The 23,189-nt window shown below is 61.6% G+C and carries 13 protein-coding genes and 2 pseudogenes; 6 read left to right on the top strand and 9 right to left on the bottom strand.

What is annotated here, in order from left to right; translation table 11 throughout:
- Positions 1–45 precede the first annotated feature (45 nt).
- From K7431_RS16025 to K7431_RS31425, 3 genes and pseudogenes are all read right to left on the bottom strand, one after another.
- On the bottom strand, positions 46–1,788 hold the full coding sequence (locus K7431_RS16025; protein ID WP_012721847.1) for a potassium/proton antiporter: 1,743 nt from the start codon (positions 1,786–1,788) through the stop codon (positions 46–48).
- A 334-nt stretch (positions 1,789–2,122) separates the two neighbouring features.
- Positions 2,123–2,722, bottom strand: a pseudogene (locus K7431_RS31430) (methyl-accepting chemotaxis protein); the annotation flags it as partial.
- Positions 2,723–3,025: 303 nt separating this feature from the next.
- A pseudogene (locus K7431_RS31425) lies at positions 3,026–3,682 on the bottom strand (MCP four helix bundle domain-containing protein); the annotation flags it as partial.
- Positions 3,683–4,025: 343 nt separating this feature from the next.
- Here K7431_RS31425 and K7431_RS16015 point away from each other — a divergent pair.
- Both K7431_RS16015 and K7431_RS16010 read left to right on the top strand, forming a co-directional pair.
- Positions 4,026–4,256, top strand: a complete 231-nt coding sequence (locus K7431_RS16015) for a hypothetical protein (protein ID WP_012721849.1) — start codon at positions 4,026–4,028, stop codon at positions 4,254–4,256.
- Entirely contained in the window at positions 4,253–4,546 is a 294-nt protein-coding gene (locus K7431_RS16010) for a cell division protein ZapA (RefSeq protein WP_012721850.1), read from the top strand. The genes K7431_RS16015 and K7431_RS16010 overlap by 4 nt, the downstream gene beginning before the upstream one ends.
- Here the strand turns inward: K7431_RS16010 and K7431_RS16005 are convergent.
- The gene (locus K7431_RS16005; protein ID WP_012721851.1) at positions 4,543–6,345 is read right to left on the bottom strand and encodes an acyl-CoA dehydrogenase; all 1,803 of its coding nucleotides are present in this window, start codon (positions 6,343–6,345) and stop codon (positions 4,543–4,545) included. The two genes, K7431_RS16010 and K7431_RS16005, sit on opposite strands and share 4 nt — an antisense overlap.
- A 204-nt stretch (positions 6,346–6,549) precedes the next feature.
- The gene (gene putA / locus K7431_RS16000; RefSeq protein WP_012721852.1) at positions 6,550–10,503 is read right to left on the bottom strand and encodes a trifunctional transcriptional regulator/proline dehydrogenase/L-glutamate gamma-semialdehyde dehydrogenase; all 3,954 of its coding nucleotides are present in this window, start codon (positions 10,501–10,503) and stop codon (positions 6,550–6,552) included.
- A 460-nt stretch (positions 10,504–10,963) separates the two neighbouring features.
- Here putA and putP point away from each other — a divergent pair, with 460 nt between their 5' ends.
- The 3 genes from putP (at position 10,964) to K7431_RS15985 (ending at position 15,376) form a co-directional block, all read left to right on the top strand.
- Positions 10,964–12,448 carry a sodium/proline symporter PutP gene (gene putP / locus K7431_RS15995; RefSeq protein ID WP_012721853.1) on the top strand — a complete coding sequence of 495 codons (1,485 nt, stop codon included), beginning with the start codon at positions 10,964–10,966 and terminating at the stop codon, positions 12,446–12,448.
- Between the two features lie 204 nt (positions 12,449–12,652).
- Entirely contained in the window at positions 12,653–14,677 is a 2,025-nt protein-coding gene (locus tag K7431_RS15990) for a type VI secretion system Vgr family protein (RefSeq protein WP_012721854.1), read from the top strand.
- A gap of 15 nt (positions 14,678–14,692) precedes the next feature.
- A complete protein-coding gene (locus tag K7431_RS15985; protein WP_043204675.1) occupies positions 14,693–15,376 on the top strand; it encodes a DUF4123 domain-containing protein in 684 nt (227 codons plus the stop codon).
- Here K7431_RS15985 and K7431_RS15980 read toward each other — a convergent pair.
- Entirely contained in the window at positions 15,362–16,639 is a 1,278-nt protein-coding gene (locus tag K7431_RS15980; RefSeq protein ID WP_012721856.1) for an O-acetylhomoserine aminocarboxypropyltransferase/cysteine synthase family protein, read from the bottom strand. The two genes, K7431_RS15985 and K7431_RS15980, sit on opposite strands and share 15 nt — an antisense overlap.
- A gap of 173 nt (positions 16,640–16,812) precedes the next feature.
- On the opposite strand from K7431_RS15980, the gene K7431_RS15975 reads away from it, so the two are divergent.
- Positions 16,813–17,649 carry a 23S rRNA (adenine(2030)-N(6))-methyltransferase RlmJ gene (locus tag K7431_RS15975; protein ID WP_010213693.1) on the top strand — a complete coding sequence of 279 codons (837 nt, stop codon included), beginning with the start codon at positions 16,813–16,815 and terminating at the stop codon, positions 17,647–17,649.
- Between the two features lie 160 nt (positions 17,650–17,809).
- Here the strand turns inward: K7431_RS15975 and msrA are convergent, their stop codons facing one another.
- From msrA to aceF, 3 genes are all read right to left on the bottom strand, one after another.
- Positions 17,810–18,457 (bottom strand): peptide-methionine (S)-S-oxide reductase MsrA, encoded by a 648-nt coding sequence (gene msrA / locus K7431_RS15970; protein WP_012721857.1) that lies wholly within the window; start codon positions 18,455–18,457, stop codon positions 17,810–17,812.
- Positions 18,458–18,530: 73 nt separating this feature from the next.
- On the bottom strand, positions 18,531–21,215 hold the full coding sequence (locus K7431_RS15965; RefSeq protein ID WP_012721858.1) for a putative bifunctional diguanylate cyclase/phosphodiesterase: 2,685 nt from the start codon (positions 21,213–21,215) through the stop codon (positions 18,531–18,533).
- A 315-nt stretch (positions 21,216–21,530) separates the two neighbouring features.
- Entirely contained in the window at positions 21,531–23,180 is a 1,650-nt protein-coding gene (gene aceF / locus K7431_RS15960; protein ID WP_012721859.1) for a dihydrolipoyllysine-residue acetyltransferase, read from the bottom strand.
- Positions 23,181–23,189: the final 9 nt, after the last annotated feature.

Raw genomic sequence — 23,189 nt, 5'->3', positions numbered from 1 at the left:
CCGGTCGAGCAAGGTGAAGAATCGGGGGCGTCGTCGCCCCGCAGTTTAGAGGAAGAGTCCGGGGCCCGGGCGACTTCCTTCGGGGAATCTGACGCCGACTTTGCCAATCTTGTTCCCGTCCATGACCGCGACGGTCCAGATGGTGTTGTTCCACTCCACCTGGTCGCCGACGACTGGCGCCCCCCCAACTTTCTGGGTGATGAAGCGGCTCAGTGGCATGTCCGGGTCGATGCCTTCCAGCTTCAGCCCGTACAGGGCGGAAACCGCGCCCAGCTGGGCGTCGCCTTCGAGTACGAAGTCGCCGAAGAAGCGTAAATCCAAACCGCGTTGCGGTGCCTGGCTGAACAGTTTGCCGAGGGCCGGCAGGTTGTGTTCATGGCCGATCACGCAGAGCAAATCGCCGACTTCCAGCACGGTACTACCCGACGGATGGAGCAGTTGCTGGCCACGGAACAGCGCGGCGATCCGCGTGCCTTCAGGCATTTTCAGTTCGCGCAGGGCGGCGCCGATGCACCATTTTTCCGCACCGAGGCGGTAGACGAACAGCTCCCACTCGCTGGTGACATGCACTTCCAGTGCTGCGCGGGAAATCGGCGCCGGGTCCGGCGGTACGGTGACCTTGAGCAGCTTGGCCACCCACGGCAGGCTGGTGCCCTGCACCAGCAGCGAGACCAGCACGATAAAGAACGCCAGGTTGAAGTACAGCTGCGCATGCGGCAGCCCGGCCATCAGGGGGAACACCGCCAGAATGATCGGTACCGCGCCGCGCAGGCCGACCCAGGCGATAAAGGCTTTTTCGCGGCCGTGGAACGCCTTGAATGGCAGCAGGCCGACCATCACCGACAGCGGCCGCGCAAACAGGATCATCCACAGCGCCAGGCCCAGGGCCGGCAGCGCGATAGGCAGCAAGTCGTGGGGTGTAACCAGCAGGCCCAGCACCAGGAACATGCCGATCTGCGCCAGCCAGGCCATGCCGTCGAGCATATGCAAAATGCCATGACGGCTGCGCACCGGGCGGTTGCCGATCACCAGGCCGCACAGGTACACGGCGAGGAAGCCGCTGCCGTGCAGGGCGTTGGTCACGGCAAACACGAACAGGCCACCGGCGATCACCAGGATCGGGTACAGGCCGGTGGCCAGGTTGATGCGGTTGACCATCTGCAGCATCAGCCAGCCGCCACCCAGGCCGACCACGCCGCCGATGCCGAACTCGCGCACCAGGTGCGTCAGCAGGCTCCAGTGCAGGCCGGTCTGGCCGCTGGCGAGCATGTCGATCAAGGTGACGGTGAGGAACACCGCCATCGGGTCGTTGCTGCCGGATTCGATTTCCAGGCTGGCGGTGACCCGTTCGTTCAGGCCCTTGCCGCCGAGCAACGAGAACACCGCCGCGGCGTCCGTGGAACCGACAATCGCGCCGATCAACAGCCCCTGGATGATATTGAGGTCAAACAGCCAGGCTGCCGCCATGCCGGTGAGGCCGGTGGTAATCAACACCCCCACTGTGGCCAGCGACAACGCCGGCCAGAGTGCCACGCGGAAACTCGCCACCCGCGTGCGCAGGCCACCGTCGAGCAGTATCACTGCCAACGCGAGGTTGCCCACCAGATAGGCGGTCGGGTAGTTATCGAAGATGATGCCGCCGCCATCGACGCCGGCGACCATGCCCACGGCCAGGATGATCACCAGGATCGGGATGCCCAGGCGGGACGACAGAGAACTTACCAGAATGCTCGCACTCACCAGCAACGCGCCGATCAAGAACAGGCTGTTGATGGTCGTCGCATTCAAAGGCAATACTCCATGAGCAAACAAGACAGGGCGCAAACTGACCATGCAGTCTGCGTGCCAGCGATTCTAACCTGTTGAATTGCTGCGCTGTCAAAAAGCTTTTTCTGATTCACAGGGATCCGAATGTGGCAGGGCGCTTGTTGTGTTGGGCAGGCCTGTTGTGATGAGCAGGGCTTGTTGTGGTGAGCAGGCTTGCCCTGCGCTGGGCTGCGAAGCAGCCCCAAAACCATTCACCGCGGTCTATCTGTAAAAATGAGGTGTGACGGTTGGGGCTGCTTCGCAGCCCAGCGCAGGGCAAGCCTGCTCACTACAAAACTTTTCTGATGGGTGTCAGTTAGAGCTGGAAGCGTCCTACCAGCCCGTTCAGATCCACCGCCAGGCGCGACAACTCGCTGCTCGCCGCACTGGTCTGGCTGGCGCCGGTAGCCGACTGTACCGACAAATCACGGATGTTCACCAGGTTACGGTCCACTTCCCGCGCCACCTGCGCCTGCTCTTCCGCCGCGCTGGCGATGACCAGGTTGCGTTCGTTGATCTCCACAATCGCGGTGTTGATGGTGTCCAGTGACATCCCGGCGCCTTTGGCGATGTTCAGTGTCGATTCGGCGCGTTCGGTGCTGTTGCGCATCGAGTCCACCGCGTGCTCGGTGCCGGCCTGGATGCTGCCGATCATCCGTTCGATTTCGCTGGTCGACTGCTGGGTGCGATGGGCCAGGGCTCGCACTTCATCGGCGACCACCGCAAAGCCACGGCCGGCTTCACCCGCACGGGCCGCTTCGATGGCGGCGTTCAGGGCCAGCAGGTTGGTCTGGTCAGCCAGGCCGCGAATCACGTCCAGCACCTTGCCGATATCGCGCGATTCATTGGCCAAGTCGCCAATCAGTGTTGCGGTCGCTTGTACGTCGCCGCTCATGCGTTCGATGGCGCTGACGGTTTCCTGCACCAAATCACGGCCATCCCCGGCGGAGGTGGTGGCGTTGCGCGAAGCTTCGGACGTGCTGACCGCATTGCGTGCGACTTCTTCGACGGCACTGGTCATCTCGTTCACCGCCGTGGCGGCTTGTTCGATTTCGTTGTTTTGCTGGGTCAGGCCACGGGCGCTTTCGTCGGTGACCGCGTTCAGTTCTTCGGCGGCCGACGCCAACTGGCTGGCGGAACCCGCGATGCGTTGCAGGGTGTCACGCAGTTTGTCCTGCATCTTGGCCATGGCCGCCAGCAGGCGTCCGGCTTCGTCGTTGCCGTCGACCTTGATCGGGCGGGTCAGGTTGCCTTCGGCCACTTCTTCCGCCGCTTCCAATGCCAGGGAAATGGGCAGGGTGATGCTGCGGGTCAGCAGCCAGGCGAACAGCATTGTCAGTGCCGTGGCGATAATCAGCAGGCCAATCACCCAGTCGAAGGCCATGTTGTACTGGTCTTCGGCCTGTTGGTTGGTGGCAAGGGCGGCCTTGTTGTTGTAGTCCAGCAGGCGGTTGAGCACGGTGTTGACCTGCTCGGAGTTGCTCAATAGCTCGGTGTTGAGCAGGGTGCGCAGCTCTTCGACCTGGTTGGCGCGCGACAGGCTCTTCATGCGCGCTTCAATCTGTTGGTACTGGGCAAGCAGGCGGGTGTATTCGTCGTAGATCGAGCGCTCCTCACTGCTGTCGATCAGTTTTTCGTAAGTGCCCTGAGCGGCGCGGATCTGCTGGTTGCGCAGTTCGAAGGCTTCCAGGGTCTTTTGCTGAACGTCCGGCTCGCGGTTGGTCAGCAAGCGATAGGACAACACCCGCAGGCGCAAGGTGAGTTGGGTGAAGTCATCAAGGGCGCGGATGCTCGGGACGCTGGACAGGGTGATGTCCTGGGTGGCGCCACGGATCTTGCTCATCTGATTCAGCGCGAAAATACCGAGAAGCAGCATCAATGCGCCAATAAACGCGAAGCCGAGGAAGGCCCTCGGAGCGATATTCATATTACGTAGCGACATGCGGGAATCCTGGGGGAGAGCGCGATCCGTGCGGCCATGAGACGGTCTGTGCCTCTCTATCGGTCGTACGACTAAAGTCTAAAGGGGCCTGTGCGGTTTTGTCGCATCTGACGAGGGGTTTGGTCTATTCAGGAACCAGATCGGGTAAATGCAGTCACTAAGGCTCGAAAGTGCGGCCCGGCCCTTAAAAAACGGGCTGCGCGCCGGGGATAACCCTGGCATCCGAGGTGAATTTTCTTTATCGTCACCGCCCTTTGAAAAAGCCCGAGAAATCAAAATGTTAGAAGCATCCCTCAGCCAATTGGAACAACTGGTCAGCGACCTCGTACAGCAGAATCAGGACCTGTTGGGCAGCAACGAATCCCTCAAGGCCGAACTGGCGCGTGCCAAGGATGAGAACGACAGCCTGCAACTGAACCTCATGGAGCAGGAAGAAAAACACGGCGCGACCGCCGCGCGTATCCAGGCGCTGGTTGAGCGTGTGAGCGCAGGGCCTGTCAGCGCATGAGTGAAGGGATAAAGGTCGTTTCGATTCTCGGAGAGGATTACTCGATCAAGGCACCGGCCGGCGAAGATAAAACCCTGATGCACGCCGTGACCCTGCTCAAGGCCTCCCTGGCCAACACCAAGAAAAAGTACCCGACCCTGATCGGTGACAAGTTACTGGTGCTGGCGGCGCTGAACCTGTGCGCCGAGCAGATCGAAATGCAGCAGGCGCACCAGCAGGAACTCGACCGTTACCAAGAGCAAGTCAGCGCCACGGTCGATGTGATTTCCAAGGCGATCGGAACGCCTTAGAACCACTCATCTTGCATACTGAGGCACGTATCATCGCGGGCCTCCAGAATTGCCAGCTCATGATGGCAGCTCGGTACTTCCAAGGTCAGGAAGTATCGGGCCGCCTGGAGCTTGCCTTTATAGAAGGCCATATCGGCCGCCTCGCCCTTGGCCAGTCCTTCTTCGGCGCGAATCGCCTGTTCCAGCCAGCGCCAGCCAATCACCGTATGCCCGAACACCTTCAAGTACAGCGCCGAGTTCGCCAGGCTGCTGTTGACCTTGCCGTGGGCGAGATCCGTCAGCAGGCCGATCGTCACGCTTTGCAGGCGGTTGACCAACTGTTCCAGCGGTTCCCTGAGTGGGCTGAGGCTTGGGTATTCCTGCGCATGGGCACCGGTTTCGGCCATCAGCCTGATGAGTTGCTTCAAGCCCGCGCCACCGTTCTGCGCCAGCTTGCGCCCAAGCAAATCCAGGGACTGGATGCCATGGGTGCCTTCATGGATCGGATTCAGGCGGTTATCGCGGTAGTACTGTTCCACCGGGTATTCACGGGTGTAACCGTGGCCACCGAGGATCTGGATCGCCAGTTCGTTGGCCTTGAGGCAGAACTCCGAGGGCCAGGATTTGACGATGGGCGTCAGCAGGTCCAGCAGTTCGTGGGCGTGCTTGCGCTCGGCGTCGGTTTCCAGGGTGGTGGTGTCGTCGAACAGGCGTGCGGCGTAGAGGCCCAGGTCGAAGGCGCCTTCCACGTAGGCTTTTTGCGTCAACAGCATACGTTTGATGTCGGCATGCTGGATGATCGAGACCGGCGCGGTCGTAGGGTCTTTGCTGTCGGGCAGACGCCCTTGCGGGCGTTCGCGGGCGTACTCCAGGGAGTAGAGGTAGCCGGCGTAACCGAGCATCACCGCGCCCATGCCCACGCCGATGCGTGCTTCGTTCATCATTTGGAACATGCAGCTCAAACCTTGGTGCGGCTTGCCCACCAGATAGCCGACACAGTGGCCGTTATCGCCGAAATTCAGCGCCGTGGACGTGGTGCCGCGCCAGCCCATCTTGTGGAAAAGCCCCGCCAGCAGTACGTCGTTGCGCTCGCCCAGGCTGCCGTCGTCGTTGACCAGGAACTTGGGCACGATAAACAGCGAAATGCCCTTCACCCCAGCCGGTGCGTCCGGCAGCTTCGCCAGCACCATGTGCACGATGTTTTCCGACAGCGGGTGATCGCCGCCGGAGATGAAGATCTTGTTGCCCTTGAGTCGATACGTGCCGTCGGCCGCAGGCTCTGCGCGGGTACGAATATCCGACAGCGATGAACCGGCGTGGGGTTCGGTGAGGGCCATGGTGCCAAAGAAACGGCCGTCGATCATCGGTTGCAGAAAGCGCTGTTTCTGATCGTCGGTGCCGAAGCTTTCGATCAGGTTGGCGGCGCCCATGGTCAGGAACGGGTAGGACGTCGAGGCGGCGTTGGCCGACTGGAAGTGCGCGAAACAGGCTTGAGACAGCAGCGTGGGCAGTTGCATGCCGCCCGCTTCGAAACTACGCGCCGCGTTGAGAAAGCCGGCTTCAAGGAACGCATCCACCGCCGGTTTCACCTCCGGAATCAGGATCGCCTGGCCGTCTTCGTAACGGGGTTCGTTTTCGTCGTTCTTGCGGTTGTGGGGGGCGAAATACTTCTCGGCGATCGTGCGGGCGGTGCTGATGGCCGCGTCGAAGGTTTCGCGAGTGTGCTCGGCAAACCGCTCGCGCTGGGTCAGGCCCTCGGCATCGAGGACTTCGTACAGCTCGAAAGCCAGATTGCGGGAACTGAGCAGCGTCTCGGACATGGCGGCTTACCTTTGGAGGAGTTGGCCTGAGTCTAAGTGTGCGAATAGAAGCTGGATAGCAAGATTGATTTGGGTGATGCACAGGCAAATGTGGGAGGGGGCTTGCCCCCGATGGCGATGTGTCAGTCACCAAGTGCATTGGCTGATCCACCGCTATCGGGGGCAAGCCCCCTCCCACATGCCTGACTGCATTCCTTCAGGCAGTTAACCGATAGTCATGAGGCTGGCGTTACCGCCGGCTGCCGCCGTGTTAACACTCAACGCCCGCTCAATCACCAGACGCTCCAGCGCAATCGCCGTCTCGCCTTGCGACAAACCATGCACCCCAACAATCGCGCCACCACGCTGGGCCACTTGCTGGCACACCGCACGCAGCTGGTCGGAATCGCCGTGGTGCAGAACCGCGTCGAACACCACCTCGTCCTTGGTCCAGTCGGCCACGCGCTTGATCTTCGCCTGAATCTCCTTCGGCAGGCGTGGGAACAAGGCCTTGGTCAGGTCGGTTTCCGGCCATACCGCCGAGCCGCCGACGGCCAGCACCGCCGCCAGTTGAGTCAGCAGGTCGCCTTCCACGTCCGCCAGGCACAGCACGTGCTCGCGGGGCAGGATGGCGTAGCTGTTGCGCTCGCCGGTCGGGCCGGCCAGTTGGCGGGTGATGCCGCTTTGCGATTGCGCGGCGAACTGGCTGCACAAGGCGCTCAGTTCGCTGAGCTTATTGCTGTCGGCCCAGGTGTTCAGGGCGGTCAGCGGTTGGCTCATGGCGTCGCGCAGGCGCACGTCCGGTGCGGCCAATGCGTCGCCGCGTACGAAGGATTGCTCGATGGCATCCGTAGGACGAGTCGACAGCAGGCGATACAGGTACAGCGGGCCACCCGCTTTCGGGCCAGTGCCCGACAGGCCTTCGCCGCCGAACGGTTGTACGCCCACTACGGCACCGACGATGTTGCGGTTCACATAGACGTTGCCGGCATTGACGTTGTCGATCACCTTGGCGATGGTCTCGTCGATGCGCGTATGCACGCCGAGGGTCAGGCCGTAGCCGGAAGCGTTGATCTGACCGATGAGCTGGTCGATCTCTTTGCGCTTGTAGCGCACCACGTGCAGCACCGGGCCGAAGATTTCACGTTGCAGTTCATCGAAGCTTTCCAGCTCGATCAGGGTAGGTGTCACGAAGGTGCCGCGCTTGATCTCTTCGCCGTCGGCAATCGCAACCTGGTACACGTTGCGGCCTTTGTCGCGCATGGCCTGGATGTGTTTCTCGATGCCGGCCTTGGCTTCGGCATCGATCACCGGGCCGATATCGACGGACAAGCGCTCCGGGTTGCCCAGGCGGCATTCCGCCATGGCGCCCTTGAGCATTTCGATGACGCGGTCTGCCGAATCTTCCTGCAGGCACAGTACGCGCAGGGCCGAGCAACGCTGGCCAGCGCTGTCGAAGGCCGAGGACACCACGTCGATGACCACTTGTTCGGTCAGCGCCGAGGAGTCGACGATCATCGCGTTCTGGCCACCGGTTTCGGCGATCAGCGGAATCGGACGGCCCTGGGCATCCAGGCGACCGGCGACATTGCGTTGCAGCAGGCGCGCCACTTCGGTGGAGCCGGTGAACATCACGCCTTTGACGCGATCATCACCTACCAAGCGGGCACCGACGGTTTCGCCCTGGCCCGGCAGCAGTTGCAGCACGCCTTCCGGAATGCCGGCTTCCAGCAAGATGCGCACGGCTTGTGCGGCGACCAGCGGGGTTTGTTCGGCCGGCTTGGCCAATACCGGGTTGCCGGCGGCCAGTGCGGCAGCCACTTGACCGCTGAAAATCGCCAACGGGAAGTTCCACGGGCTGATGCACACCACGGGGCCCAGTGGGCGGTGGGCGTCATTGGTGAAATCGTTGCGCGCCTGCACCGCGTAGTAGCGCAGGAAGTCTACGGCTTCACGCACTTCGGCGATGGCGTTGGCGAAGGTCTTGCCGGCTTCGCGGGCCAGCAGGCCCATCAATGGCTGGATCTCACCTTCCATCAGGTCGGCGGCACGCTCCAGGATCGCGGCACGCTCGGCGGGCGGGGTGGCCTGCCAGATCGGACCGGCGCTGATGGCGCACTGGATGGCGTTGTCGACGTCTTCGACGGTGGCTTCCTGCACATGGCCGACCACATCACGCAGGTCGGATGGGTTCAGCACCGGCGCCGCCGCTTGCTCGCTGGCAGCGCAACCGAGCATCGGTGCGGCTTTCCAGTTGTTGTGCGCGGTCGCCAGCAGGGCGCAGGACAGCGATGCCAGACGGTGTTCGTTAGCCAGGTCAATGCCGGCCGAGTTGGCGCGGTCTCTGCCGTACAGGTCGCGCGGCAGTGGAATACGCGGGTGCGGCAGGCCGAAGCCGCCTTCCAGCGTTGCCATCTGCTCGATGCTGGCCACTGGATCGGCCACCAGCTCCTGGATCGAGATGGATTGGTCGGCAATGCGGTTGACGAACGAGGTGTTCGCGCCGTTTTCCAGCAGGCGACGTACCAGGTAAGCCAGCAGCGTTTCGTGGGTGCCGACCGGTGCGTACACGCGGCACGGACGGTTCAGCTTGCCGTCGGAAACCTTGCCTACCACCTGCTCGTACAACGGTTCACCCATGCCGTGCAGGCATTGGAACTCGTACTGGCCCGGGTAATAGTTCTGACCGGCGATATGGTAGATGGCCGACAAGGTGTGGGCGTTATGCGTGGCGAATTGCGGGTAGATGACTTCCGGCACCGACAGCAGTTTGCGTGCGCAGGCAATGTAGGAAACGTCGGTGTACACCTTGCGGGTGTACACCGGGTAGCCTTCCAGGCCTTCGACCTGGGCGCGTTTGATTTCGCTGTCCCAGTACGCGCCTTTCACCAGGCGGATCATCAGGCGATGGCGGCTGCGGCGCGCCAGGTCGATGACGTAGTCGATCACGTACGGGCAACGTTTCTGGTAGGCCTGGATCACGAAGCCGATGCCGTTCCAGCCGGTCAGTTGCGGTTCGAAGCACAGGCGCTCGAGCAGATCGAGGGACAGCTCCAGGCGGTCGGCCTCTTCGGCGTCGATGTTCAGGCCGATGTCGTATTGCTTGGCCAGCAGCGTCAGCGACAGCAGGCGCGGGTACAGCTCGTCCATCACGCGCTCGTACTGCGCACGGCTGTAGCGCGGGTGCAGCGCCGACAGCTTGATGGAAATACCAGGGCCTTCATAAATCCCACGGCCGTGGGAGGCTTTGCCGATGGAGTGAATGGCTTGTTCGTACGAGGCTAGGTACTTCTGCGCATCACGTTCGGTGAGCGCGGCTTCACCGAGCATGTCGTAGGAGTAGCGGAAGCCCTTGGCTTCGAACTTGCTCGCATTGGCCAAGGCTTCAGCGATGGTTTCGCCGGTGACGAACTGCTCGCCCATCAGGCGCATGGCCATGTCGACGCCCTTGCGGATCATCGGTTCGCCGCTCTTGCCGATGATGCGGCTCAGGGACGAGGTCAACCCCGCTTCGTTATGGGTGGCGACCAGTTTGCCGGTCAACAGCAGGCCCCAGGTCGCAGCGTTGACGAACAGCGACGGGCTGTTGCCCAAGTGCGGCTGCCAGTTGCCGGTGCTGATCTTGTCGCGGATCAGCGCGTCGCGAGTGCCTTTGTCCGGGATGCGCAGCAGCGCTTCGGCCAGGCACATCAAGGCCACGCCTTCCTGGGATGACAGGGAAAATTCCTGCAGCAGGCCCTGAACAATCCCGGCACGGCCGCCGGCGCTTTTCTGATTACGCAGTTTCTCGGCAATCGACGCCGCCAGCTTGTTGGTGGCTTCGGCCATTGGCGCCGGCAGGCGGGCCTGCTCGATCAGCATCGGCACGACTTCCGGCTCTGGGCGGCGGTAAGCGGCGGTGATCGAGGCGCGCAGCACGGATTGCGGCAGGATGCTTTCAGCGAACTCAAGGAAGCACTGGTGGGCGTGATCCGTCTGGACGTCGCCTGCGTCGTCAGTGCCGTTGCTGCTCAAACCATTGAGTTCAGTCAGGGTTGCACCACCCTCCAGTTTCTCCAGGTAATTGAAAATCGCCTGCTTGATCAGCCAGTGCGGCGTGCGATCAATGGAGGTCGCGGCCGCCTTGAGGCGCTCGCGGGTCGGGTCGTCAAGTTTGACCCCAAGGGTGGTCGTAGCCATTTTGTTATCCTCATGGGTGCCACTACCGAGTGGCATCAGCTGGCCGCCAGATTAGCTTTGCGCATGAATAGGTGCAACCGGGTGCAACCCATTTTGTTCATGAAATTTCTAACGCTTGATCGGAAATAATTTGGCCTTCGACACAATCCGCTTCGCCCTGGTGCGTTTGCTTCTGAGATCGGCTGTTCTTGCTCCGAAAAGGAGCAAAAACGGGGTGTTTTGCACTTTTCACACCTGGGTGCAACTTATTCTCGCGAAACTGGTTGCACCTTATTTGCTTTGTTGAATAGCATTCGCGGCCAAGGTGCAACCACCTCCACGGGTCGGTTCATCGGCTGACGGCTTTCCTGGGGAAACGTCAGTCATAAATGCGCGGCACGCAGCTACGTCTACCTACTTCCAATGGGTGGCCGTCTGACAGACCGTCGCTACATAAAAACAAAGCCAGGGCGTCACTCTTATGAGCGTTAGTAATCCAACCCTGATCACGTTCGTGATCTACATCGCAGCAATGGTGCTGATCGGCTTCATGGCCTATCGCTCCACCAACAACCTTTCCGATTACATCCTGGGCGGTCGCAGCCTCGGTAGCGTGGTGACTGCCTTGTCGGCCGGCGCTTCCGACATGAGTGGCTGGTTGTTGATGGGCCTGCCGGGCGCGATCTACATGTCTGGTTTGTCGGAAAGCTGGATTGCCATTGGCCTGATCGTCGGTGCCTACCTCAACTGGCTGTTCGTCGCCGGTCGCCTGCGGGTACAGACCGAGCACAACGGCGACGCACTGACCCTGCCGGATTACTTCTCCAGCCGTTTCGAAGATAAAAGCGGCCTGCTGCGGATCATCTCCGCCGTGGTGATCCTGGTGTTCTTCACCATCTATTGCGCGTCCGGCATCGTCGCCGGTGCCCGCCTGTTCGAAAGCACCTTCGGCATGTCTTACGAGACTGCGCTGTGGGCCGGTGCTGCTGCAACGATTGCCTACACCTTCGTCGGTGGTTTCCTGGCCGTGAGCTGGACCGACACCGTACAAGCCACGCTGATGATCTTCGCGCTGATCCTTACGCCGATCATCGTGCTGCTGGCTACTGGTGGTGTCGATACCACCTTCCTGGCGATCGAAGCCAAGAACCCTGACAACTTCAATATGCTGAAAAACACCACCTTCATCGGCATCATCTCGCTGATGGGCTGGGGCCTGGGTTACTTCGGCCAGCCGCACATCCTCGCGCGTTTCATGGCGGCGGATTCGGTCAAGTCGATTGCCAACGCACGTCGCATCTCCATGACCTGGATGATCCTGTGCCTGGGTGGCACCGTGGCCGTGGGCTTCTTCGGTATCGCCTACTTCTCGGCGCACCCGGAAGTGGCCGGTCCTGTGACCGAAAACCACGAACGTGTGTTCATTGAACTGGCCAAGCTGCTGTTCAACCCGTGGATCGCCGGTGTACTGCTGTCGGCCATTCTGGCTGCCGTGATGAGCACCCTGAGCTGCCAATTGCTGGTGTGCTCCAGCGCCCTGACCGAAGACTTCTACAAAACCTTCCTGCGCAAAAACGCCTCCCAGGTTGAGCTGGTGTGGGTCGGTCGCTTGATGGTGCTGCTGGTTGCGCTGATCGCCATCGCCATGGCCGCCAACCCCAACAACCGCGTACTCGGCCTGGTCAGCTACGCCTGGGCCGGTTTCGGCGCCGCGTTTGGCCCTGTGGTGCTGATCTCGGTGATCTGGAAACATATGACCCGTAACGGCGCACTGGCCGGTATCCTGGTCGGCGCGATCACCGTGATCGTATGGAAACACTTCGAACTGCTGGGGCTGTACGAGATCATTCCAGGCTTTATTTTCGCCAGCCTGGCGATCTACTTCGTGAGCAAGATGGGTGCACCGACCGCAGGTATGGTCGAGCGTTTTGATGCGGCGGAGAAGGACTACAACCTCAACAAATGATTCGTCGGGCATTAATCGCCTGTTGAGTTGAGAGAAAGGCCCGCGTCCTACGGATAGCGGGCCTTTTTTTGCCTGTGTTTTACGCCGCTCCGAAGAGGATTCCGACGCGTTTGTGTAGGGTTTTACTGATTTGTCCGGGGCGGGCCCAGGAGGGGGGAACAGTGATGCAAAATCAGCCCCCCACCCCTCGCAGAGAAACACCGGATGTTCGCTCCTGCCAATCAAAGTGCCTTTACCCTGTCCCTCGACGGTGAGCTCAGTGAACTCAAGGTGTTCGAGTTTACGGGCCGTGAATCCATCAGCCAGCCTTACCATTTTGATCTCGAGTTGGTCAGCGAACAGCCCGATCTCGACCTGGAAGGCTTGCTGCATCGCCAGGTGTATCTCGGGTTCGATGATCAGGGCCATGGTGTTCATGGGCTGGTCTACCGGGTGGCGCAGGGCGATTCCGGACGGCGCCTGACGCGTTATCAGTTGACGCTTGTGCCGCAGCTGGCCTATCTGGCGCACAGCAGCCACCAGCGCATTTTCCAGCACAAGACGGTGCCGCAGATTGTTGCGCAGGTACTGGAGGGGCAGGGCATCCAGAGTGACCGCTTCGAATTCCGGCTCAGCGGTGCCTACCCCGAGCGCGAGTATTGTGTGCAGTTTGGCGAGACTGACCTGGCGTTCATTCAGCGGCTGTGCGCGGAGTTGGGCATTCACTATCACTTCCAGCATTCGGCCGAGGGGCATTTGCTGGTGTTTGGGGATGACCAGACGGTCTTTGCCCAGCCCGAACAGCCCACGCCTTACACCCCCGGTTCCGGGATGGTGGCGGATACCCCGGCAATCAAGCGGTTTGCGGTGCAGGTGCAGACCCGCACCACGGCTGTGAACCTGCGCGATTACGACTTTCGCAAGCCGAACCTGGGCCTGGAAAGCGCGGTCGCTGGCGAGCAGCTTCCGATGCTTGAAACGCAGGATTACCCCGGTCATTTCAGCGACCGCGCCCATGGCAAATACCTTGCGCAGCGAGGCCTGGAGCGTCATCGCAGTGATTACCGCATCGCCCATGGCAACGGTGATGAGCCGGCATTGGCCGGCGGCAGGTTCCTCAGGCTGGCGGGCCACCCACGGGGAGACTGGAATGGCCTGTGGTTGGCGACACACGTGACCCACGAGGGTAAACAACCGCAAGTCCTGGAAGAGGCTGTGACCGAGGTCGCCGGTGGGGACTTTCGCCAGGGTTATCGCAACAACTTTATTGCCGCGCCGTGGGACGTGATTTTCCGCCCGTCTCTGGACGAGCATGCGCGCCCAGTGATCTCGGGTTATCAACATGCCGTGGTGACCGGCCCCGCCGACAGTGAAATCCATTGCGATGAGTACGGCCGGGTCAAGGTGCAACTGGCCTGGGACCGTGCCGGTGAACATAACGACCATTCCAGTTGCTGGCTGAGGGTTGCCAGTGGGTGGGCGCATGATCGCTATGGTTCGGTGCTGATCCCGCGAGTCGGCATGGAAGTGCTGGTGGGTTTCGTCAATGGCGACATGGACATGCCGTTGGTGATGGGCTGTTTGCCCAACGCGGCGACCCAGGTGCCCCTCGACCTGCCGGCGGACAAGACCCGCAGTATCTTGCGCAGCCAGAGCAGCCCGGGCGGCGGTGGCTACAACGAGCTACGTATCGAGGACCGCAAGGGCGCCGAGGAAATTTACCTGCGCGCCCAGCGGGATTGGACGCAGCATGTACTGCATGATCAACAGGTGCAGGTCGATAACGGGCGTCGTATCACCGTGGGTGGCGAGTCGCACCATGAGTTGCGCGGTGAAGAGCAGCGCATTACCCACGGCAATCGTCTGACGCAGCTCAAGCAGGATGATCACGTGGTGGTCGCCGGTTCGCAGCAGGTGCGCGCCGAGCGGACTATTCAGATAGGGGCAGGGCAAAGCGTCGTCATTGATGCGGGCGCGACTGTCACGATCCAGGCGGGTGGGCAGTCGATTACGCTGTCGGCCGGTGGGATTTTCAGCAGTGTGCCGATCCAGCTTGGCAGCTCGCCCGCTCCGGCGGCCGCACCGTTGATGCCTGGCGTGAAAGAGACGTTACTGGCCGTGATTCCGGCGCCGCTGAGCCGTGTGCAAGTGGCCAGCTTCAAGCGTAGCGCACCGTTTTGCGAAGAGTGTGAGCGCTGCAAGAACGGCCAGTGCGATCTCCTCCGACACAGCAATGCACCCCAACCTTAAAAGGACTGTATGCCGATGCTTCAACCCTTGCGTGCGGGTGAACAGATCTTCGCGGTCATGGGCGCTGCCAGTGACGCCAAGCCCCTGGAGGCTTGGCGAGCGCTTGCCGCCGGAACCTCGCCACAATCCGTGTGGGCCGGCACGGCCTATGCGACGTGGGCGGAGGTCATGCCCTATGTGGCTGTTGTCGAGCCGGACAGCCCATTCCTTGAGTGGGCCGCTTCCACTGATGCTATGGATTGGGGCTGGCTGGCCGTATCGTCCAGCCCGCTGGAAAGCGTGATTGCACACCTGCAAAGCCTGACCAAGGTGTTCCTACCGGATGGCCAGGAAGTGTTTTTGCGCTTTTGGGATGGGGCGCAGTTTCTGCCGATCATTCAGCAGCGAAGTGATGAGATATTGCCGGTTTTCCAGCGCTACCTGATCAATGGCCAGTCGCTGGCGGGCGCGACGGGCCCGGTCACTGCGGCCAAGGCCAGCCCATGGTGGCGAGTGCCATCAGCGTTACTGGAGCACCTGGCTGAGCAATCGCCACACACCCTTATCCACAACCTGTTGCAATGGCTCGAAGAGCAACGACCCGACCTCTACACCGCCTGTGCACCGACGACCTTGCAGCACAAGGTCGCCTACTTCGCGCGCGGTGCGGATACCCACTATCAGGCGCTGGCCGACTACCTGGCCTCAGAGCTGAGTTGAACCCAGCGCCTGCTGCAGGTCTTCGAGTAGGTCTTCAATCGCCTCAATGCCGACCGACAGGCGAATCATCTCCGGCTTTACGCCGGCCTTGGCTTGTTCCTGCTCGTTCATCTGCCGGTGGGTGGTGGAGGCGGGGTGGCAGGCCAGGGATTTGGCGTCGCCGATGTTCACCAGACGCTTGAAGATTTGCAGTGCGTCATAGAAGCGTACACCGGCGTCGTAGCCACCCTTCAGACCAAAGGACAGGATCGCTGAGGGTTTGCCCTGCAGGTATTTCTGCGCCAGTGCGTGGTGCGGATGATCCGGCAGGCCGGCGTAGCTGACCCACTCCACATCGGCATGCCCTTGCAGGAACTGCGCGACTTTCAAGGCGTTTTCGGTATGGCGCTCCATGCGCAGTGCCAGGGTTTCCAGGCCTTGCAACAGCAGGAAGGCATTCATCGGTGCCAGCGCCGCGCCGGTATTGCGCAGCGGCACGGTGCGAGCGCGGGCGATGAAAGCGGCAGGGCCGAATTTTTCGGTGTAGACCACGCCGTGGTAAGCGGGCTCTGGGGTGTTGAGGCCGGGGAATTTGTCCGGGTAATCGGTCCAGGGGAAGGTGCCGCTGTCGACGATCACGCCGCCCAGGGAGTTGCCATGGCCGCCGATGTATTTGGTGACCGAGTGCACCACGATATCGGCACCGAACTGGATCGGCTTGCACAGGATCGGCGTGGCCACGGTGTTATCCACCACCAGCGGTACGCCGCGGGCGTGGGCGACGTTGGCCAGGGCTTCGATGTCGATGATATTGCCCGCGGGGTTGCCGATGCTTTCGCAGTACACCAACTTGGTATTGTCGTCGATCAGTTCCGCGATGGCGGCGGCAGAGTCATCACGGGCGAAACGCACATCGACGCCGAAGCTCGGCAGCAAGTGCGCGAACAAGGTGTATGTGCCGCCGTAGAGCTGCGGGGTGGTGACGATATTGTCGCCCGCCCGGGTGAGGGTCTGGATCGCGTAGTGGATGGCCGCGCTGCCCGCCGATACCGCCAGGCCTGCGATACCGCCCTCGAGCGCGGCGATGCGCTGCTCCAGCACGTCATTGGTGGGGTTCATGATCCGCGTGTAGATGTTGCCAGGCACATCCAGGTTGAACAGGTCGGCGCCGTGCTGGGCGTTGTCGAATTCGAACGCGACGTTCTGGTAGATCGGCACGGCGACGGCCTTGGTGGTCGGGTCCGACTTGAAGCCGTGGTGCAGCGCGATGGTGGCGTCTTTCATGGGGTTACTGACCTCCCTGGATGGTGGATCGCCACAATAAATCCGCCCCGGCGCCGGCATTTAGATTTTTTTCAGTCGCAAGCCTGCCTTTTCGACATAAGCACCGCCCGGCACGCCGCCCTGCACTTGAGCCCGCGTAAAAGGTAAACTTCGCCCCCTGCGCAGGAGCAACCATGAATTATCGTCACGCCTTTCACGCCGGCAACCATGCCGATGTCTTCAAACACCTGACCTTGACCCGTCTCATCGCCCTGATGTCGCGCAAGGAGCAGCCGTTCGCCTACCTCGACACCCACGCCGGCATTGGCCTGTACGACCTGCAGGGCGACCAGGCCAACCGCACCGGTGAGTACCTGGAAGGCATCGCCCGCCTGTGGGGCGAAAGCGACCTGCCGCCGCTGACCGCCGACTACATGCGCGTGCTGCATGAGATGAACCCGGATGGCGAGTTGCGCTACTACCCCGGTTCGCCGGAGCTGGCGCGACGCCTGACGCGGCCCCAGGACCGAGTGCTGCTCAATGAAAAGCACCCGGAAGACGGCGTGCTGCTCAAGGACAACATGAAGGGTGATCGCCGTGTCAAAGTGCACCTGGGCGAAGGCTGGCATGTGCCGCGTGCCTTGCTGCCGGTGCCGGAAAAGCGCGCGTTGATGCTGATCGATCCGCCGTTCGAGAAGCTCGACGAAATGCAACGCTGCGCCGCATCCCTCAAGGAAGCCGTGGGCCGCATGCGCCAGACCGTCGCGGCCATCTGGTACCCGGTCAAGGACCAGCGCATGCTGCGCCGTTTCTACCAGGACCTGGCCGGTACCGGTGCACCAAAGTTGTTGCGTGTGGAATTGCTGGTGCACCCGCTGGACACCCCCAACACCCTGACCGGCTCGGGCCTGGCGATCGCCAACCCGCCGTGGGGTCTGGAAGAGGAACTGCGTGAGCTGCTGCCGTGGTTGTCCAAGAAGCTTGGCCAGACCCAGGGTGGGTGGCAAATGGATTGGCTGATCGCTGAATAACTGTAGTGAGCGGGCTTGCCCCGCGCTGGGCTGCGTAGCAGCCCCAATAAATCCACTGAGATGTTTCAGGTAAACCGCAGTGTGAGGTGTTGGGGCTGCTTCGCAGTCCAGCGCGGGGCAAGCCCGCTCACTACATGACCCTGTTCGTCTGGGTATAGCGTCAGATTGGGCAGGTCACGCCCGTGCCGCCGATCCCGCAATAGCCCTGCGGATTCTTCGCCAGGTACTGCTGGTGATACGTTTCGGCGAAGTACACCGTCGGCGCCTCTTCGATCTCTGTGGTTATCACACCCAGGCCGGCCTTGGTCAATTCACCTTGATAAGCCTCGGCACTGGCCTTTGCCGCCGCCAGTTGCTCCGGGGTGGTCGCATAGATCACCGAACGGTACTGGCTGCCGATGTCGTTGCCCTGGCGCATGCCCTGGGTCGGGTTGTGCAGTTCCCAGAACATTTTCAGCAGGTCTTCGTATTTCACCTTGGCCTGGTCATACACCACCAGCACCACTTCGCTGTGGCCGGTCAGGCCCGAGCAGACTTCTTCATAGGTCGGGTTCGGCGTATAGCCGCCGGCGTAACCGACCACGGTGCTGACCACGCCGTCGCGTTGCCAGAACTTGCGCTCGGCGCCCCAGAAACAACCCAGGCCGAAGATTGCAAAGCCGACGTCATCGAGGAACGGACCCAGCAGCGGGTTGCCGTTGACGAAGTGCGTCTCTGGCAGCGCCATTGGGGTTTCACGACCAGGCAGAGCTTGTTCTTGAGTAGGCAGCACGTTTTTGTTCACCAGAATTTCCGAGCGCAAGACCATGATCAGTCCTCTCGTCAGGTTGAGTTAGCAGTAAAGATTCAGACCGCCAGTGTGCCCGAGTGTTACGACGCTGTCAGGCGATTGGCCCGCGCGGGTAACGTTTGAGCATCGCCAGTAGCTCTGCGCCGGGGATTGGCCGGTCGAACAGGTAACCCTGGCCCACGTCGCAACGATGCCGGCGCAGGAACGCCAGTTGCTCGGCGGTCTCGATGCCTTCGGCCACGACCTTGAGCTTGAGGTTGTGGGCCATGGCGATCACGGCGGAGGTGATTTCCATGTCGTCCTGGTTATCCGGGATTTCGTGGATGAAGCTGCGATCGATCTTGATGATATCGATGGGGAATTTTTTCAAGTAGCTCAGCGACGAGTAACCGGTGCCGAAGTCGTCCATGGCCAGGGTCAGGCCGAAGCTTTTCAGCTGGTCGAGTTGCAGGCGCGTGTCTTCTGTGGCCTCCAGCAGCAAGCCTTCGGTCAGCTCCAGCTCCAGCAGGTTGGCCGGCAGCCGTTCTTCCTTGAGGATCGTGGCAATCGAGGCCACCAGGTCCGGGTCGGAGAACTGCTTGGGTGACAGGTTGATCGCCACCTGCAGGTTGCCCATGCCTGCGGCGGTCAACTGCCGGCTCATGCGGCAAGCCTGGCGCGCAATCCATTTGCCGATGGGGATGATCAGGCCAGTCTCTTCCGCCACGCTGATGAATTGGTCGGGGCGGATCATGCCCTTTTCCGGATGGTTCCAGCGTAACAGTGCTTCCATGCCCAACAGGCGGCCGCTGCGCAGGCACAGCTTGGGCTGGTAGAACACGTCCAATTCGTTCTGGGTGAGGGCGCGGCGCAAGTTGTTCTCGACGAACAGCTTGTAGCTGGCCTCGGCGTTCAGCGCTTCGGTAAACACTTGTACCTGGTGTTTGCCGTTGGCCTTGGCCTTGTGCAGGGCCAGGCCGGCGTTGCGCATCAGGGTTTGCGGGTCGCGGCCATGCAGCGGCGCACAGGCCAGGCCCACGGAGCCGGTGACGCTGATCAATTGGTTGTCGACGAACATCGGTTTGTCGAGGGTCGCCAGCAGTTGGCTGGCCACCAGTTGGCCGGTCTCCAGGTCGGTATCGTCGAGCAACACCGCAAACTCGTTACTGGCAAAGCGCGCCAGGCTGCCGCCGGTACTCAGGCTATTGCGCAAACGGCGGGCGAGGCTGATCAACAGTTTGTCGCCGGTCTGGTGGCCGAGGCTGTCGTTGATGCGCTTGAAGTTGTCGATGTCCACCAGCAACAGGCTGATCGGGCTGTCGCTGTCACGTGCAAAGCGTTCATCGAGGTTGCGGATGAACGCCGGGCGGTTGCCCAGGTTGGTCAGGTTGTCGGTGTAGGCCAGGCGCTCGATGCGCTGCTGGGCCAGCTTGGTTTGGGTGATGTCTTCGTAGATGCCGATGTAATGCGTCAGCTCTCGGTTGTCGCCGTACACCTTGGAAATCGACAACTGGCCCCAGTAGGGTTCGAGGTTCTTGCGCCGGCTCTTGAATTCACCCTGCCAGCTGTTGCTCTTGGCGAGGCTCGACGGTGCGTCGAAAAGCAATTCGCTGAGGTTCTCCAGTGCCGGCAATTGCGCCAGGCGGTGGCCGTGGACCTCTTCGGCGCTGTACTGGGTGATCGCGGTGAAGCTCGGGTTGACGTACTCCACCACGCCGTCGCAGTTGACCAGCAGAAAGGCGTTGGCACTTTGCTCCACGGCGCGCTGGAACAGGTGCAGGGCGCTGGTGGCGGTGCGGCGGTTGTGGTTGTTGATGACTTGCGCGAACTGGTCCGCCAGCTCGCCGGCAAAGGCAATTTCATCGGCCTGCCAGGCGCGCGTGCAGCCGCTTTGTTCCAGGCACAGCACGCCGACTACCTGGCCATCGACGCGGATGCTCGCGTCGAGCATGGCGTGAATGTCTTTGTTCTCGGCCATTTCCCGGGTACGCGGATCGCGTAAGGCGTTGGTGGCGTCAATGGCGCGGCTGGTGTGCAGGGCTTCGAGGTAATCCGGGAAGCAGCTTGCGTCAATGGATTCGGGCAGGTGGTGCTGCTGGTCGTCGCGGTGGTAGGCCGAGATGGGCACCAGGCGTTGGCCTTCGAGGTTCCAGATGCTGGCGCAGTCGATCCGGTAGATGTCACAGGCGCTGCGGGTGATCAGCTCCGCCGCTTCTTGCAACGAGTTATGGGTGGTGTAGCGCTGTCGGGCCAGCAGCAGGATCAACTCCTGTTGGGCGCGGACTCGCTCCAGATGCTGCAGCTGTTCCTGTTGGGCGCGCTGGTTGAGCTCCAGGGCGATCTGCAGGCGACTGTTCTGGTTTTCCAGGTCTGCCGTGGGAACGGCAGTGGGGATTTCACTGAACAGGCCATCGACCACCATCAGGTAGCCGCGCAGCAGATGGCGATTGTGTTGTTTGTAGGCTTCGCCCATTTCCAGCAGGCTCAGTGGGCCGTCGCTGGTGTGAAGGGTGTAGCGCACCAGATAGTGAGGGCTCAGGGCCAGTTGCTGCTGGATGGTGTCGTGCAATTCGTAGCGCGCCTGGGGCTCCATCAGGCTGGCATATGGCGTACCGATCAGGGCGCAAAGCTCGACGGCTGACAGGCCGAATTGGCGTTCGCAATTGGGGTCGAGGTAAAGAAGGGCCCAGCTTGCCTCATTAAGCCGCTCGAAACGCAGCATACCGAGGCGCGAAGGCACCGGTAACTGCGTCACTACCTCGGCCGCCATTCGGGCGACATCGGGCTGGCTTTTCATGGGGAGACTCACTTGAAATAACGCACTTGGCGCCGGGCTCACGCCCTCTTTTCGGTTGCCTGCGGCAAGGTTGCATCATGCGGCGCGGGCTGACAAGAGAGGATGAAGGCTAAGTGCTATAAGGGGGTTATCGGCCGCGTGAGGGGTTTCTTCAATCGGAGCGATGGAAGGTGTACAAACCTGTTTGTATTGTCCAAATTCAGGCGCGGAACGCAGGCAAAAAAAGCCCCGCCAAGTGGCGGGGTTGAGGTACGAGCGTGGCGCTCGAAAATCGTTGCCGACAGGCCTCCTCGGTGCGGAGGAGGCCGCTGTGGCTTACAGCAGGATAGTGCGGATGTCGTTCAGCAGTTGGCTCAGGCGCTGCGTGAAGCGTGCAGCTGCGGCGCCGTTGATCACGCGGTGATCGTAGGACAACGACAGTGGCAGCATCAGCTTCGGTTGGAACGCTTTACCGTCCCACACTGGCTGGATAGTGGCCTTGGACACACCCAGGATCGCCACTTCCGGCGCGTTGACGATTGGCGTGAAGCCAGTGCCGCCAATGTGACCGAGGCTGGAGATGGTGAAGCATGCGCCCTGCATATCGTCTGCGGTGAGCTTCTTGTCGCGGGCCTTGGCAGCCAGCGCAGCAGCCTCAGCGGCAAGCTGCAGCAGGCTCTTCTGGTCGACGTTCTTGATGACCGGTACCAGCAGGCCTTCCGGGGTGTCGACCGCAAAGCCGATGTGTACGTATTTCTTGCGAATGATCGCCTTGCCGCTTGGCGCCAGCGAACTGTTGAAGTCCGGCAGTTCCTTGAGCAGGTGCGCACACGCCTTGAGCAGCAGTGGCAGCACGGTCAGTTTCACGCCGGCCTTCTCGGCCACGGCTTTCTGCGCAACGCGGAAAGCTTCCAGGTCGGTGATGTCGGCCTGGTCGAACTGAGTCACGTGCGGGATGTTCAGCCAGCTCGCGTGCAGGCTCGACGCGCCGATTTGCATCAGGCGGGTCATCGGCACTTCTTCGGTTTCGCCGAAGCGGCTGAAGTCCACGGTGCGGATTGGCGGAATGCCCGAACCACCGGTAGCGCCACTGGCAGCCGGCGCTTCCTTGGCTTTTTGCATCATGGATTTGACGTAGACCTGCACGTCTTCCTTCAGCACGCGGCCGTGAGGGCCGGTTGCCGACACAGCATTCAGCTCAACGCCGAATTCACGGGCCAATTGACGCACGGCAGGACCGGCGTGAACCTTGGCACCACTTGGCGCAGGCGCGGCAGCAGCAGGGGCCGGAGCGGCCTCAGCTTTTGCAGCAGGCGCAGGGGCGGCAGCAGCCGGAGCAGCTTCAGCCTTGGCAGCCGGAGCGGCGGCCGGTGCTGGAGCGGCTGCAGGCGCAGCGCCTTGTACTTTCAGCTTGAGGATGAAGTCACCGGTGCCGACTTCGTCTTCCAGCTTGACCGCGATGCTTTCCACCACGCCGGCGGCCGGCGAAGGGATTTCCATGGAGGCCTTGTCGGACTCCAGGGTGATCAGCGACTGGTCGGCTTCGACGGTGTCGCCGACCTTGACCAGCAGCTCGATGATCTTGGCCTTGCCCGACGAGCCGATGTCCGGGACGTGGATGTCCTGAACGCTGGCGGCGGCAGGTTCTGCAGCCGCAGAGGCTGCAGGGGCCTCGGCAGCAGCAGGTTTTTCAGCAGCAGGCGCGGGTGCGGCAGCGGCGGCAGGCGCCGCCGCAGGCGCTGCATCAGCAGCCCCTTCGATTTCCAGTTCCAGCAGTTCGTCGCCTTCTTTCAGGCGGTCGCCCAGCTTCACTTTCAGGCTCTTGACCACGCCGGCCTTGGGAGCAGGGATTTCCATGCTCGCCTTGTCCGACTCCAGGGTCAGGATGCTCTGGTCGGCTTCGACGGTGTCGCCGACCTTCACAAACAGCTCGATTACTTCACCTTCACCGCTGCCGATGTCAGGTACGCGAATGAGTTCGCTCACAAAAAGTCT

This window comes from Pseudomonas fluorescens group sp., assembly GCF_020093335.1.
Taxonomy (GTDB): Bacteria; Pseudomonadota; Gammaproteobacteria; order Pseudomonadales; family Pseudomonadaceae; genus Aquipseudomonas; species Aquipseudomonas petroselini.
Note: the sequence above shows the minus strand (reverse complement) of the source record. Positions and strands in the feature narration are given on the sequence as shown.